The following is a 15,053-nucleotide window of genomic DNA, read 5'->3' as shown; positions in this document are numbered from 1 at the left end:
GAGACATGCGTGCCCGATACCGTTTACCGCAACGCGCTTTTTTTTGACGGCACGGGCAGCCATCCTGTCATTTCCGACATTGCCGTATCCGGTGGCCGGGTCGCGGCAATCGGCCCATCGCTGGACTGGGATGAAAACGCAACACAGGTGGATTGCACCGGCCTGTGGCTGATGCCGGGGATGCTGGACATCCACACCCATCTGGACCTTGAACTGGAACTGTCCCCCGAACTGCCCGAAGTGGTGCGCCATGGCACCACCACGGTGGTGATCGGCAACTGTTCCATCGGGATCACCTATGGCCACCAGCGCAGCGCGGGGGAAGATCCCGTGGTGGACTGCTTCGCCCGGGTGGAAAACATGCCAAAGCCCGTGCTGGCCCGCGTGGCCGATGCCTGCACATGGACGGATTCACAGGGATATCTGGACCATCTTTCCAGCCTGCCGCTGGGGGCCAATATTGTCCCGCTCATTCCCCATTCCATGTTGCGCATTGCGGTCATGGGGCTGCAGCAGTCCATTACCCGTCCCCCCACAAAGCGCGAACGCGCGCAGATGGAACGTCTGGTGGATGCAGGCATGGCGCAGGGCTACGCCGGTTTTTCCACCGATGCCCTGCCCTTTCATTTCCTGGCGAACAACCCGCACAAGAAGCGCAAGATCCCGACCCAGTACGCCAGCTACCGCGAACTGGCGCAGCTGGCCAATGTCGTCCGCCGCTACGGGCGCGTGTGGCAGGCGACCCCGCCCAAGGATGATATCATCGAAGCGGTGCGCACCTTCCTGCTGACCAGCGGGCGGCTGTTCGGTCGCCCGCTGCGCACCACGGTGCTGGCGGCGATCGACCTGTGGACCAACCGCGCCGCGGTCAGGATGTGCCTTACGCTGTCCGCCATCCTCAATTCCCGCCTGCTGGACGGAATGTTCCGTTTTCAGGTGCTGTCGGGGACGTTCCGGATATGGAGCGACGGGGCGATCAACCCCATAGCGGACGAAATACCCGAACTGCGCGCCCTGAATGAACTGGAACTCGATGACCAGGCGGGGCGGCTGCGTATTCTGGATGACCCGCAATGGATCGCGTCCTTCCGCGCAATGTGGCTGAAGGGCAGGACGGGATGGTCGATTGCACGGCTGCGGCGACTGCTGCGGCTGGAGGACACGGTACTGACCCGGCGCCTGGCGGATATGAAGGTGGCCGAATGCCCCCTGCCCCTGTGGCAGGGCGAAACGCTGCAATACCCCTATCACCGCCTGCGGCAGTGGCAGGCGACGAAGGGACGCCATGGGGCGGTCAATACGGAAGAAGCCGCGTTTTTCACGACCTTTCCCAATCCCATCGAGGATGACGCCGCTTTTTTCATCCACCTGCTGCGGCAATGGGATACGGACCTGCGGTGGGAGACGACCTTTGCCAACCGCGATCCGGCCACGCTGAAAAAGCTGCTGTTCAACCCCCATACGCTGCCGGGATTCAATGACAGCGGCGCGCATCTGGCCAATATCGCCTTTTATGACGGAAACCTGCGGACCCTGAAAATCGCCCAGCCTGACGGGCCGCGGCAGGTGGCCATTGCCGTCCATCGGCTGACCGGCCTGCCCGCTGGCTTTTTCAACCTCAATACAGGCGTGCTGAAGGTAGGCGCGCAGGCGGATCTGTGCGTGATCGACCCAGATGCCCTGCGGCGGTGGGATCCGGAAAAAACCTATGAATTCGTCCATCGCAGTGCCCTTGGCTGCCGTCAGGTCATCAACCGGCCGCCCGGTGTCGTCCGCCATGTCGTGGTCGCGGGCCGGACGGCATGGACCGATGGCGCGTACACCCGTGACTTTGGCCAGACGGCCTTTGGCCGGGTCATACGTGCGAAAGACCACCCGGATGAACGCACCACCCTGCACGCCCGGTCGCCGGATTGCGCAGATAAGGTGAGCGCGACCGGATGACTGCCTGCCTGCCTGTCCACGCGCCCCTGTTTCCCAACAGGCAACACGTACCCGCGCATATTTGATGGCCTCTCCCGTCGTCTGTCCATGCTATGGGGCTGCGGGTGCGCCCCCAAGCATTGCGTGGAGATTACCATCCCTTGTCATGCCGATTGCAAGCCGGGTCCGCGTTAGGCGCCTTCGTGCTGCTGTACGCTGTCCCCATCCATGCCCAGACCGTGCCCACCATTGACCTGCATGGCGTGACCATAAAGCCCTATGCCACGGACCAGCTTGACATGGGCGGGTTCGCCAATGCCTCCCCCAGCCATCCGGGGACGGGGGCACGGGGCGCGCGCCTGCGCAATGGCGTGCGGCTGAATATCCACAAACAGGTCGAAATCGGGGCCATATGGGATTTCGGACCCGCGCCCGGTGGGCCAATGCGCCTGTTTGAAGGTCAGGTTTCCTATGTCGGGTTGCGGCATTTCGTATTTACGGCGGGGATTTTCAAACCCAGCTTCGGCCTTGAATCCATGCAGGCGCAGGGCGATACCGTCTTTATCGAACGGTCCAGCATTTCCACCCTGACCCGCAACCTGGCCACGGGTATCGAACGGCAGGCCGTGCAGGCGGAAACCTACGGGAAACGCTATCATTTCGCACTGTCCGCCACTGCGGGCACCGCGGGGCCGGGCGAAAACGGCAACCAGCGCGCCATGGCCTTCCGCCTTGTCGGCCTGCCGGTCAGGACGCGCGCCCTGCTGTTCCACCTGGGGGTTTCGGGGGAATGGATATTCCGCCCGGCTTCCGCACGCAATGCCGCCCCGGCGCTGTCACTGTCCGATAATCCTGAAATCAATCCGGGGACGGTTTCAAAATACCTCGATACAGGGAAGATCCTGTCCGACAGCGCGGGCGCCTTCGGGGTGGAGGCCGCGGTGTCATGGAAAAGACTGCTGTTCCAGGGCGAAGCCTATGACATCCTGCTGAACAGCCACATCAGCAACAGTAGCCAGCAGCTACGCTTTCACGGATGGTACGGACAGCTTGGCTACACCATCAATGGCAGGCAACGGGAGTGGAAGGGACGCACGGCGGCGTTTTCCTCCCCATCATGTGACAGGAAGCAGAGCGTGCTGTGCAACGGCTATGGCGTGCTGGAAGTCGCGGCCCGCTATTCACAGGCCGACCTTGAATCCGGCCCCATACATGGCGGCGACCAGCAGACCGGGTCACTGGCCGTGAACTGGTGGCCCACGGGGATCATCCGCACGACCGTGCAGTATGAATACGGGCAGGTCACGCGCACGCCATCAGCCGAACATTTCCATGCGGTCATGTCGATGTTCCAGATAAAATTCTAAAGGACTGTTCCGAATATGAAAGTTTCCCGATAGCCTGACGATCCCCTCGGCCAGCCAGACGTTGCTGCCAGTACGAAGGGGTGGACAGATCATAAGGACGTTCTTGACGAAGCTGCTTCCGGAACGTTTCGAGGCACGTCGCCTTTTTGAAAAAAGCGACACCCAAAGACTTTTATTGTTTTTTATCAATTGTTCGGTTTCAAACAGCGTCTAATGACCACGACAGGGAAATAACCGGCATGGAACAGCAACCCGGCGCCCGGAATGACACGGCACGGCCACGGCAGCCGGTCCTGTTCCTGCCGCATGGCGGGGGACCGTGCTTCTTCATGGACTGGCCGGATACATGGGACCATATGGCGGCCTACCTGCGCGGGGTGGCCGCCACCCTGCCCCGGCGGCCCGACGCGATCGTGGTCATGTCCAGCCACTGGGAAACGGGGGTGCCCACGGTAACATCCGGCGCGCACCCACCACTGATCTATGATTATTCCGGCTTTCCGCCCCATACATACCAGTTGCGTTATCCCGCGCCGGGTTCGCCCCGGCTTGCGGCACAGGTGTGCGCCCTGCTGGACGGGGCGGGCATCACCAGCGCGCAGGACCCCGGGCGGGGGTTTGACCATGGCGTGTTCATACCGTTCATGCTGGCATTCCCGCAGGCGGATATCCCGATTGTCGAACTGTCGCTGCAGCGCGACCTGAACGCCGCGCTGGAAATACGGACCGGGGCGGCATTGCAGCCGCTGCGCGCGCAGAACGTGCTGATCGTGGGTACGGGCATGACATATCACAACCTGCATCACCTCATGGGGCAGAACCCGCAATCCAACGCCGTATCGCGTGAATTCGACACATGGCTGACCCATGCGGTGGAATCCCCGCCGGACATACGGACCGAAGCCCTGACGCAGTGGACCCACGCGCCGGGCGCACGAATCTGCCATCCCCGGCCTGAACACCTGCTGCCGCTCATGTTCGCTGCGGGCGCGGCCGGGGCCGACCGGGGCGTGCGCGATTACAGCGACACCGTCATGGGCAAGGCGCTATCGGGCTTCCGGTTTGGCTGATGGGGGTGACGGTCCTGCCGCCTCCCCCGTTTTCCTCCATTGAGGGCACTGCAATATGAACAGAAGCATTCTGAATGGCATGACCGCCGCCTGCCTGCTGGCGCTGCCTGTCGCCCCGGCACTGGCGGCATCCCCCGCCCATGACGTGCAGGCCGGACGATACCGGGTCGAACCCGAACATACCGAGATCATCTTTTCCCTGCTGCACCTGGGGTTCACACCCTATTCCGGCATGTTTTCAGGTGTCAGCGGCACATTGCAGCTTGATCCCGCCCACCCGGCCGCATCCCGGCTGGATGTCAGCGTGCCGGTCGGCAGCATCCATACGCCCAGCGACAGGCTGACCGGGGAACTGAAGGATCCTGACTGGTTTGATGCCGCCCGCTACCCGAACGCAACGTTCACGTCCACCTCGGTCGTACCCGGTGGCGCGGACAATGCCACGATTACCGGCAACCTGACGCTGCATGGCGTGACACGGCCGGTCGTGCTGCATGCGCGTTACATCGGCGCGGGCGTCAACCCGCTGGACAAGGTCTACACGGTCGGGTTCTCGGCCACGGCAGGCATCCGTCGCAGTGACTTCGGGATCAGGACCTATTTGCCGATGGTGGGGGATGACGTGACCCTGACCATTGCCGGTGCGTTTGAAAAACAGGACTGACCCCGCCGGGCCGGATGTGCCGTGTCCTGCCCCTCAATCCGCCACCCCGCGCAGGAACATGGACCATGCCGCCTCCATGAACGCGGCGCGTGCCGCCGCGTCATGCAGGGGTTCACGCCCCAGCAGGCGCTGCTGGATCGGCCATCCGGTCATGATCCCGGTCAGCAGGCGGGACGTGTTTTCATTATCCGTGCCGCCACGGATCTGCCCTGCCGCCACGGCGGCGGTCAGCAGGGTCGTGATCCGACCGTGAAAGGGGGCGACGATTTCATCCATGGCATGGTCGATCAGGCCGGGATAACGGTAGCCATCCGCGATCATCATGCGGTACGTGGCGATCACGTTTTCCCGCATGATGAAATCAAGCAGCATCCGGCATACGTCCTTGAGCGCCTGCAACGGATCAAGCAGCGCGGCCTGCGTATCCCGTTCCAGCAGCGAGGCGCTGAGATGCGTGATGACCGCCTTGAACAGGGCTTCCTTGGAGGGATGACGGTGATAGATCGTCTGCTTGCTGGCGCCCGCCGCGCGCGCGATCTGTCCCATTGATGTCCCGGCGTAACCATTGGCGATGAACAGCCTGCCCGCCACGTCCAGCAGGTAGCGGTCCAGCCGGGCGGACTCCTCGGGCGTCGGGCGGCCTGAACGGCGCGGCTTGCCCAGCATGGTCGACATTACAACTTTCCCGTCCCCAACATGTTTTGCCGCAACTGCGCGGCCATATGTGGCTTGACCACGCGGAACTGTCCACCTAACAAAACCGTACCGAACCGTTCCATATATGGTGGCGCATGCCTGATACCTCACCGACCGACCCGTCCCCCTCAGGCCAGCCCGCCCCGTCCGGCGCGCCACAGCCCGATACGAAAAAGCCGGCTGACCCGCGCAAGGCCGCCATACGCAAACTGATTGTGGCATGCGTCGCGGGTGTCGCCGTGGTCGCATTCATCGCGTGGCTGGTCCAGTGGTGGCTGCATGGGCGGTTCATCCAGTCCACCAATGACGCGTACCTGCAGGCCGATCAGGTTACGGTGTCCACCCGCGTGGCGGGCTTTGTCGATCAGGTGCTGGTGGCCGAAAACCAGGCGGTGACAAAGGGGCAGGTGCTGGTACGCATGGATGAACGCGACCCCCGCGCCCGGTTTGAACAGGCCCGCGCGCTGGCTGACCAGGGCAATGCCGCGGTCATCCAGACCAAGGCCCAGATCGATGCGCAGGATGCCGAAATCGCACAGGCGCAGGCCCGGCGCGACGCAGCACAGGCCCAGGTCGATTTTGCGGACCGGCAGGTCGCCCGCTACCGCGCGCTGGCCGCCACGGGCGCGGAAACGAACGAACATTATGACCAGTTGCGCAACAGCAGCGCGCAGGCCCATGCCCAGCTGGCGCAGGCCACCGCCGCCCTGAAATCGGCGCAGCTTCAGATCGCAACCTTTCGTGCCGAAATCCTGCAGGCACAGGCCCGTATTGAACAGGCGATTGCCCAGCAGCGTTCCGCGCAGGTGGATCTGGACGCCACCACAATCCGTGCCGCCGTGGACGGGCGCGTGGGCGACCGCAGCGCCCGCGTGGGCCAGTATGCCGCCGTTGGCACGCACATGATGACCATCGTGCCGGTGCAGGACATCTATCTGGTGGCCAATTTCAAGGAAACGCAGATCCGCCGCATGCGCGCGGGCCAGCCGGTCAGGGTGTCGGTCGATGCGCTGGGGGGCGAGACGATACACGGAACGGTCGAAAGCTTCGCACCGGGCACGGGCGCGCAGTTCGCCCTGCTGCCGCCCGACAACGCGACCGGCAATTTCACCAAGGTGGTGCAGCGCGTGCCGGTACGCATCCATATCCAGCTCGATGCGGCACAGCGCGTTGTGCTGATCCCCGGCCTGTCGGTTACGGCGGCGGTGGATACGTCCGTGGCCGTCCGTGACCCTGCCCCCGCCGGTAACGGGTCGTGAGCACGCAGCCACCAGACGATAACAGCCCCGCCGCCGTTCCGCAGAAAGCGGATGCAGCGGCATGGCTGGCGGTGGCGGCGGGCACCATTGGCGCGCTGATGGCGACGCTGGATACGTCCATCGTCAATTCGGCCCTGCCCACCATCCAGGGGGAAATCGGGGCGTCGAGCAGCGAGGGCACATGGGTCACCACGGCCTACCTCGTGGCTGAAATCGTCATGATCCCGCTGGCCGGATGGTTCGAGCGCATATTCAAGCTACGCAACTTCCTGCTGATCGCCGCCGTGCTGTTCACCATCTTTTCCATGTGGTGCGGACTGTCGCCCAACCTCATGCACATGATCATCGGCCGCGTGGGACAGGGCTTTACCGGCGGGGCCATGATCCCCACCGCCATGACCATCGTGGCGACACGCCTGCCGCCGGCCCAGCGCCCGGTGGGCATTGCCCTGTTTGGCATGACCGCCGTGCTTGGCCCGGTGATCGGGCCGGTCATTGGCGGGTGGCTGACGGAAAACCTCAGCTGGCATTATGCCTTCTTCCTCAACCTGCCCATCAGTATCGGGCTGGGCATCCTGCTGTTTGTCGGCCTGCCTGCGGGTAAAATTGACTGGGGCGAATTCCGCAATACCGATTATTACGGACTGGCGGGGCTGGTACTGGGTCTGGGTGGGCTTACGGTGGTGCTGGAGGAAGGGCAGCGCGAACGCTGGTTTGAATCCGACATGATCCGTGAACTCAGCATCATGTCCGCCATCGGCATGATCCTGCTGGTGATCGGGCAGTTCCGTTCACGCCAGCCGGTCATTCACCTGAAAATCCTGCTGCAGAAAAGCTTTTTCGGGGTGTTTGTCCTCAGCCTCGGGGTGGGGGGCGCGCTGTATGGCATCCTGTACCTGATCCCGCAGTTCCTCGCTGCCGTTCCCGACTACAATTCCGAACAGTCCGGTGTGGTGGCCGCCATAAGCGGCATTCCCACCCTGCTTATGCTGGCGGTGTTTCCCATTCTGGTGCGCAAGCTGGATATCCGCTTGGCCATCGCGTTCGGCATGTTCCTGTATGTGGTCAGCTGTTTCATGAACGCGCATCTGTCACCGGACAGCGCGGGGCCGCATTTCTTCTGGTCGCAGGTGGTGCGCGGGTTTGCGCAGTTCTTCTCGCTGCTGTTCCTCAATCAGGCGGCGACCAGCGCCGTGCCCATACAGTATGCGGAAGATGCGTCCGGGCTGTTCAACGCCGCGCGTAACCTTGGCGGTTCGTTCGGGCTGGCGGCGGTGGCGACACTGCATGACCGCAGGATGGACCTGCATACCGCCCGCATCGAGGAAACGGTCACCGCCAATTCCCCCCTGGGGCAGGAATTCGTGCAGCATTACGGGCTGGCGCGTCTCAGCGCGCTGATTGCCCGGCAGGCGACCGTTATGACCTATGGCGACCTGTTCTGGATATTCGGCATCGCCCTGCTGGTAATGATGCCGCTTGTATTCCTTATCAAGCCAATGCCCAAAGATACCGGCATGACGGTGGGATGACAGACATGACCCCTTTCCTTCCCCTTCGTCACGCCCGCCGCCCTGCGGCTGGCGCGGCCCTGGCCATGGTGCTTGCGGCGTGTTCCGTAGGCCCCGATTACAAGGGACCGCCCCATGTCGCCCCCGTGGCCGAACACGCGGCCGCCTTCCATCGCGCCGATCCTGCGCTGACCACCACGCAGGCCCCGCTGTCGCACTGGTGGGAAGGGTTGGATGACCCGGTGCTGACGGATCTGGTCACCACCGCGCTGCGCAACAGCCCCGACATGAAGCAGGCGGCGGCCCGGCTGCATACCGCGCGCGCGACCCAGCGCGAACGTTTTGCCGGGTTCTTCCCCGGTGGGGGCATGGCCGCGTTCTGGGACCGCACGCGCCTGCCGACGGGCGATATCACATCCGTCCTTGGCGGCAGCGGGCAGCCGGATGCCATGGCGCTGCCGCCCGCCATCAAATCGGATTCCTATGGCGCGGGCTTTGACGCCAGCTGGGAAATCGACCCCTTTGGCGGCAACCGGCGCGGGTATGAGGGCGCGCGCGCGCAAAGCGAGGCCCAGATGGCGCAGCTGGCCGATACCCGGGTCCGGCTGGCGGCTGACGTGGGGCGCAATTACGTCAGCCTGCGCGGCGTGCAGCACCGGCTTGCGCTCATGCAGCGGACCATTGAAATTGAACGGAACATGCTGGACCTGACCCGCCAGCGCCGGATGCAGGGCACGGCATCGCAGGAAGACGTGGAACGCTTCCTGGGCCAGCTGTCACAGGTCCAGGCCGCCATTGCCCCGATGCAGGCGCAGCAGGCCAGCTATATGGACGCGCTGGCAACCCTGACCGGGCGTGAGGCGGGACAGCTTGATGCACAACTGTCCGCGCCCGTTCCCATTCCCCTGCCACCTGCGGTTGTGCCCGTGGGCAACCCCGCCGACCTGTTGCGCAGGCGGCCCGACATACGCGTGGCCGAACGTGACATTGCCGCCAACAATGCCCAGATCGGTCAGGCCATCGGACAGTATTTTCCCAAGATCAGCCTGTTCGGCACGGTTGGCTTCACCGCCGCCAACGGGCAGCGTTTCTTTTCAGGCGACAGCTTTTCCTACATGGGCGGGCCGACGCTGGAATGGAGCATCCTGAACTTCGCCCGCACCAATTCGCGCGTGGGCGAAGCCAGGGGCGGGCGCGACGCGGCCCTTGCACATTACCAGGGGGTTGTCCTGTCCGCGCTGCAGGATGCGGAAGGCGCGCTGTCCCGCTTTGGCCACCAGCGCGAGTATGTGCTGAAACTGCAGGACGCGCGCGGGGCGTCGGACCGGTCATGGATACTGGCCCGGCAGCGCCAGCGCGCGGGCACCCTGTCTGTCATTGACGCGCTGGATGTGGAACGCCAGCGCGTCCAGATCGAACAGGAACAGGCACAGGCGCAGGCCAGCATGACCAATGACTATATTGCCGTGCAGAAGGCGCTTGGCCTTGGCTGGGAATCCCCTGCCCCGTCGGCTGCCGCAGTCCGGACAGCAGGGCGTTAAGCACGTTCCGTCCGGTTGCGTCGGTTACATTTCGCAATGAAACTTCCGCCCCCTTGCGCCTGCGTGGATATTGCCACCGTCCCGATCTGAATTCATAAGGGTTGAACGACCACGGGCGGGAGACTGAACTTTGCGATCTCGACCAGGGGGTGGGCACGCGCGTGCCTTCCTGTCAGCGCTGATCCTTGCCGTGTCCGCTCCCGGGCTGTGTGCATATGCCGTGGATGGTGTTGCAGGCAACGTGGCCGCAAGCCCGTCCGTTCCCCATGTATCAACCAGTGCGGCGGATAATGCCCTTGTGGATGATCTGGAACGCCGGACCTTCCGCTGGTTCTGGGATGCGGGGGATGCAAGAACGGGGCTGGTCCCCGACCGTTATCCATCCCCCCAGACGTTGAGCAGCGTGGCCTCCATCGGCTTCGGGCTGACGGCCTACGGCATCGGGGCCAGCCGGGGCTATGTCACCCGCGCGCAGGCCGCGAACCGGACGCTGGCCACCCTGCATTACCTTATGGACGGCCCGCAGAACGACACCGCCGACGGGGCGATGGGGTATCAGGGGTTTTACTACCATTTCCTCGGCAAGGGGACGGGCCTGCGGTTCAACCACGATATCGAACTGTCCAGCATCGACACCGCACTCCTGATGCAGGGCGTGCTGTTCGCCCAGTCCTATTATGACCGCCAGACACCGCGCGAAGCCGAGATCCGTAACCTGGCGGACCAGCTGTACAAACGCGTCAACTGGCAGTGGATGACCCGTCCCGACAACCGGCTGAGCATGGGATGGAGTCCCGAACACGCCTTCATCCCCAGCTACTGGGAAGGCTATAACGAGGGGATGATGGCCTACATCCTTGGCCTTGGTTCCCCCACCCATGCGCTGGCGCCTGCGTCGTGGCAGGCATGGCTGGCCACCAACAACCAGCGCTGGGGGGATTATTATGGCCAGACCTTCCTGAACTTCGCGCCCCTGTTCGGCCACCAGTACACCCATGCATGGATCGATTTCCGTGGTGTGCAGGACGCATGGACGCGTGAAAAACAGATCGATTATTTTGAAAATAGCCGTCGTGCCGTCTATGCACAGCGGGCCTATGCCATTGCCAACCCCGGCAAGTGGCAGGATTACAGTGCAACGATGTGGGGCCTGACCGCCTGTGACGGTCCCGGTGACATGACCCGGCAGATCAATGGGCAGTCACGGCATTTCCTGTCCTATTCCGCCCGTGGCGCGGGCCGCGACTACACGCAGGATGATGGCACCGTAGCCCCCACCGCCGCCGCCGGCTCCATTGCGTTCGCGCCTGAAATCGTGCTGCCGACGCTGCGGAACATGAAAAACCGGTACGGGCAGAACATCTACGGCCGGTATGGCTTCGTGGATGCGTTCAACCCCAGTTTCCGCAATGGGCAGGCCTTCTGGACCGATCGGGAATATCTGGGCATCGATCAGGGGCCGATCCTGCTCATGATCGAAAACTGGCGCAGCGGGCTGGTGTGGAACGTGATGAAGCGCAACCCCTATATCCGCGCGGGACTGGAACGCGCGGGATTTGAAGGGGGGTGGCTGCCTGCCCCGACTGCCACCGCCACCGGGCGGGATACCCGGACGTCACAGCTTGCCCCGCCGTCCCCCACGGCGCCAGCCAGCGATGCCGCGCGGGGACCGGCAGCCCCGGCCAATCCGTCGTAATGTGTTTTTGAAAAAAGCTTCACCAGAAACTTCTTTCGACAGGTTTACGGACCGGCATCGATCGGCACGACGTCAATCAGCTTCTTGTTGACGAATTCCTGTATGCCCATGGATGACAGTTCGCGCCCGAACCCCGACCGCTTGACCCCGCCAAAGGGCAGGTCGGATGTCGTCCATGTGGGATGGTTGACATAGACCATGCCCGTCTCGATCTGTTCGGCCACCCGGATGCCACGCGCCGTATCGGACGTGAAAACCGAACCACCCAGCCCGTACGGGTTGTCATTGGCCAGGGCGATGGCCTCCGCCTCGTCACGGACACGGAAGAACATGGCGACCGGGCCAAACAGTTCCTGATGAAAAACCGGGTTGTCGGGCGTGATATCGGTCAGGATGCTCGTCTGCACGAACGCGCCCCGGTTGGGCGGCGTGGGACCGACACGCATGACCTTCGCGCCATTCTTTACCGCCAGTTCCACCTGTTCATTCAGCTGGTCGGCTGCCCCCTGCGATGACAGGGGCGGGACACCGCTTTTTTCATCCATCGGGTCACCGGGCACCAGTTTGCCCAGTTCGGTCGCGAAGCGGTCCAGGAAGGCATCGGCAATCGGATCGGCCACAATGATGCGCTTGGCCGCGACACAGCACTGGCCGCCATTGTTCATGCGCCCCCAGACCGCCCATTTCACGGATTTTTCAAGGTCGGCATCCTCCAGCACGATAAAGGCGTCGCTGCCGCCCAGTTCCATGGTGGTCTTTTTCAGCGCCTTGCCCGCCTGTGACGCCACGATGGCGCCTGCCCCCTCGCTACCGGTCAGGGCGACGCCAATCACGCGGTCATCGGCAATGATCTTGCCCAACTGGTCACGGGTGGCGTACAGGTTGGTATACAGCCCTTCCGGCGCACCGGCGTCACGGAACAGCTGTTCAAACGCGGCCGCCGCCTGCGGCACGTTGGAAGCATGTTTGACCACCACCACATTGCCCGCCATGAACTGCGGTCCCACCACGCGGGCAAGCTGATAATACGGGAAGTTCCATGGCTCGATGGCGAACAGGATGCCCAGTGGCTGGCTGACCACCATCGCCTGATCCCCGCGCCCGCTTTTTTCCTTCAGCTTCTGCGGGGCAAGGAAGGTTTCGGCATTGTCGGCATAATATTGCAGGATATCGGCGGACAGTTCGACTTCCGCCAGGCTTTCGCGGTACAGCTTGCCCATTTCCAGCGTCAGCAGGCGGGCATATTTATCTTTCTGCGTGCGCAGCAGGTCGGCAGCCTTCCCCACGATGGCCGCGCGTTTGGCAAAAGGCAGTTTCGACCATTCCTTGTATGTCGCCTGGGCACGGTCCAGCTTCTGCGCCAGTTCCGTATCCGTCAGGTCGGGGAATGTTGCAATGGTCTCATTGGTAAACGGATTGACTGTCTTGTACGCCATTGGCCTGTCTCCATCCGGATCTTGGGGCAACAGGCGTGGTCCATGCAGCGGCGTTGCGTTTAACCGGCCAACGCCGTCTTCATGCCGCCTGTGCGTGCAGAACGGCATGAAGGCGTCGGGGTTGCGTGGTATCTGCACATGTCGATATCCACCAAACCATTTCCGGAAAGCCAGGAAGAACGCCGCCTTTTTGAAAAAAGGGCGGCGCCCGGAAACTTTTATTACTTTCCCATCAGGCCGTAACCAGCTTTTCCGGTGCAGGCGCAGGCACGCGGATCAGGTAGTCAAAGGCGGACAGCGCCGCCTTCGCCCCTTCGCCTATGGCAATGACGATCTGCTTATAGGGCGTGGTCGTCGCATCGCCCGCCGCGAACACGCCGGGGATCGAGGTGGCACCGTGGTCATTGACGATGATTTCCCCAAAGTCATTCAGCTTCAGCGTGCCCTTCAGCCAGCCCGTGTTGGGCAGCAGGCCGATCTGCACGAACACCCCCTCCAGATCAATATGGTGGTCCGCGCCATCGCCGCCGCGATAGGTCAGGCCGGTCACATTATGGCCGTTGCCCTCGATCCGCGTGGTCAGGGCCTCGGTCAGGACCGTGACATTGGGCAGGGTATGCAGCTTGTCCTGCAATACCTTGTCCGCCTTCAGGTGCGACCCGCGCTGCAGCAGGGTCACGTGGGCGACGATACCGGCCAGATCGATGGCCGCTTCCACCCCGCTATTGCCACCACCCGCCACGGCCACGCGCTTGCCCTTGTAGAAGGGGCCATCGCAATGCGGGCAGTAGGCGACGCCCCTGTTGCGGTATTCCTCCTCGCCCGGCACGCCAAGGTGCCGCCAGTGCGCGCCGGTGGCCAGTATGACCGTGCGGGAATGCAGGACCGCGCCACTTTCCAGCACCACGCCATGCAGGCCGCCGGGCTGGGTGGCGGGGAACAGTTCCTTGGCGCGCTGGCCGGGAATGATGTCCACGTCATACTGCCGGACATGCGCCTCCAGCGCCGCAGCCAGTTTCGGGCCATCGGTTTCGGGTATGGAGATGAAATTCTCGATGCCGGCGGTATCCATGACCTGCCCGCCAAAGCGGTCGCCCAGCAGCCCCGTGCGCAGCCCCTTGCGCGCGGCATACACCGCAGCCGATGCGCCAGCGGGTCCCTCGCCAATGATCAGGACATCAAACGGCGCGACATCCTTCAGCTTTTCCGCGGCGCGGCGCGGAGCATCGGCATCCAGTTTCGCCAGGATCTGTTCGATTTCCATGCGTCCCGTCTCGAACAGTTCACCGTTCAGGTAAACCTGCGGCACGGACATGATGTTGCGCGCCGCGACTTCATCAGGGAACAGCGCCCCGTCAATCGTGACGTTGTGGATGTTGGGGTTCAGCACGCACATCGCATTGAGCGCCTGCACCACATCGGGGCAGTTCTGGCACGACAGGGCGACATAGGTTTCAAAATTGTACGGTCCCGGCAGGGCGCGGATCTGGGCCGCCACGTCATCGGGGATCTTTGGCGCGTGACCGCCGACCTGCAGCATCGCCAGCACGAAGGAGGTGAACTCATGCCCCAGCGGGATGGCGGCGAACGTCACCCCCGTTTTCGCGCCATCACGGCGGATGACGAAGCTGGGCCGCCGGGTAGCCTGCCCTGTCTCGGACACCTGCACCTTGTCCGAAAGGGCGGCGACCTCATGCAGGAGTTCATGCATCTCACGCGAAGCGGGGGTGTCATCCAGGCTGGCCTCCAGCACGATCGGGTGCGCAAGGCTGGCCAGATAACCCTTGAGCTGCGTCTTGATGGGATCTTGCAACATGGGAATGGACTCCGCTCTTTGGGAAAAGGTGGCATGGGTGGCCCGGTCCTGCCGGACCGGGCCAGGGCCATGGG

General features: G+C 63.3%; 11 protein-coding genes. 8 read left to right on the top strand and 3 right to left on the bottom strand.

All coding sequences use genetic code 11. From position 1 onward, the window contains the following. The first annotated feature begins 9 nt into the window (after nt 1-9). From S101446_RS02445 to S101446_RS02430, 4 genes are all read left to right on the top strand, one after another. The gene (locus tag S101446_RS02445) at nt 10-1,944 is read left to right on the top strand and encodes an N-acyl-D-amino-acid deacylase family protein (RefSeq protein WP_087607496.1); all 1,935 of its coding nucleotides are present in this window, start codon (nt 10-12) and stop codon (nt 1,942-1,944) included. A 182-nt stretch (nt 1,945-2,126) separates the two neighbouring features. Further along, the gene (locus S101446_RS02440; RefSeq protein WP_010508498.1) at nt 2,127-3,290 is read left to right on the top strand and encodes an OprO/OprP family phosphate-selective porin; all 1,164 of its coding nucleotides are present in this window, start codon (nt 2,127-2,129) and stop codon (nt 3,288-3,290) included. A gap of 239 nt (nt 3,291-3,529) precedes the next feature. Next, on the top strand, nt 3,530-4,360 hold the full coding sequence (locus S101446_RS02435) for a DODA-type extradiol aromatic ring-opening family dioxygenase (protein WP_087607495.1): 831 nt from the start codon (nt 3,530-3,532) through the stop codon (nt 4,358-4,360). 55 nt (nt 4,361-4,415) lie between these two features. Further along, nucleotides 4,416-5,024 (top strand): YceI family protein, encoded by a 609-nt coding sequence (locus S101446_RS02430; protein WP_087607494.1) that lies wholly within the window; start codon nt 4,416-4,418, stop codon nt 5,022-5,024. A gap of 33 nt (nt 5,025-5,057) precedes the next feature. Here the strand turns inward: S101446_RS02430 and S101446_RS02425 are convergent, their stop codons facing one another. Continuing rightward, a complete protein-coding gene (locus S101446_RS02425) occupies nt 5,058-5,699 on the bottom strand; it encodes a TetR/AcrR family transcriptional regulator (RefSeq protein ID WP_087607493.1) in 642 nt (213 codons plus the stop codon). Between the two features lie 116 nt (nt 5,700-5,815). Between S101446_RS02425 and S101446_RS02420 the strand changes: the two genes are divergently transcribed. The 4 genes from S101446_RS02420 to S101446_RS02405 all read left to right on the top strand — a co-directional run bounded on the left by S101446_RS02420 (nt 5,816) and on the right by S101446_RS02405 (nt 11,727). After that, nucleotides 5,816-6,979: an HlyD family secretion protein gene (locus tag S101446_RS02420; protein WP_087607492.1), complete on the top strand. Its 1,164-nt coding sequence runs from the start codon at nt 5,816-5,818 to the stop codon at nt 6,977-6,979. Then, entirely contained in the window at nt 6,976-8,511 is a 1,536-nt protein-coding gene (locus S101446_RS02415) for an MDR family MFS transporter (protein ID WP_087607491.1), read from the top strand. Before S101446_RS02420 ends, S101446_RS02415 begins: the two co-directional genes overlap by 4 nt. A 5-nt stretch (nt 8,512-8,516) precedes the next feature. Continuing rightward, complete coding sequence (locus S101446_RS02410) at nt 8,517-10,031, top strand: efflux transporter outer membrane subunit (protein WP_232272598.1); 1,515 nt, start codon at nt 8,517-8,519, stop codon at nt 10,029-10,031. 241 nt (nt 10,032-10,272) lie between these two features. After that, nucleotides 10,273-11,727 (top strand): glucoamylase family protein, encoded by a 1,455-nt coding sequence (locus S101446_RS02405; RefSeq protein WP_408884641.1) that lies wholly within the window; start codon nt 10,273-10,275, stop codon nt 11,725-11,727. 44 nt (nt 11,728-11,771) lie between these two features. Here the strand turns inward: S101446_RS02405 and S101446_RS02400 are convergent, their stop codons facing one another. Beyond that, a complete protein-coding gene (locus tag S101446_RS02400) occupies nt 11,772-13,163 on the bottom strand; it encodes an NAD-dependent succinate-semialdehyde dehydrogenase (RefSeq protein WP_087607489.1) in 1,392 nt (463 codons plus the stop codon). A gap of 232 nt (nt 13,164-13,395) precedes the next feature. Then, on the bottom strand, nt 13,396-14,979 hold the full coding sequence (gene ahpF, locus S101446_RS02395) for an alkyl hydroperoxide reductase subunit F (protein WP_010508486.1): 1,584 nt from the start codon (nt 14,977-14,979) through the stop codon (nt 13,396-13,398). Nucleotides 14,980-15,053: the final 74 nt, after the last annotated feature.

The organism is Komagataeibacter europaeus, assembly GCF_002173515.1.
GTDB lineage: Bacteria > Pseudomonadota > Alphaproteobacteria > Acetobacterales > Acetobacteraceae > Komagataeibacter > Komagataeibacter europaeus.
The sequence above is the reverse complement of the archived record's forward strand: the minus strand, read 5'-3'. Positions and strand labels throughout refer to the sequence as shown.

Coding starts and splice junctions, on each gene's coding strand:
- S101446_RS02400 (WP_087607489.1), bottom strand. CDS start 13,163: ATGGCGTACAAGACAGTCAATCCGTTTACCAATGAGACCATTGCAACA.
- S101446_RS02410 (WP_232272598.1), top strand. CDS start 8,517: ATGACCCCTTTCCTTCCCCTTCGTCACGCCCGCCGCCCTGCGGCTGGC.
- S101446_RS02430 (WP_087607494.1), top strand. CDS start 4,416: ATGAACAGAAGCATTCTGAATGGCATGACCGCCGCCTGCCTGCTGGCG.
- S101446_RS02425 (WP_087607493.1), bottom strand. CDS start 5,699: ATGTCGACCATGCTGGGCAAGCCGCGCCGTTCAGGCCGCCCGACGCCC.
- S101446_RS02435 (WP_087607495.1), top strand. CDS start 3,530: ATGGAACAGCAACCCGGCGCCCGGAATGACACGGCACGGCCACGGCAG.
- ahpF (WP_010508486.1), bottom strand. CDS start 14,979: ATGTTGCAAGATCCCATCAAGACGCAGCTCAAGGGTTATCTGGCCAGC.
- S101446_RS02420 (WP_087607492.1), top strand. CDS start 5,816: ATGCCTGATACCTCACCGACCGACCCGTCCCCCTCAGGCCAGCCCGCC.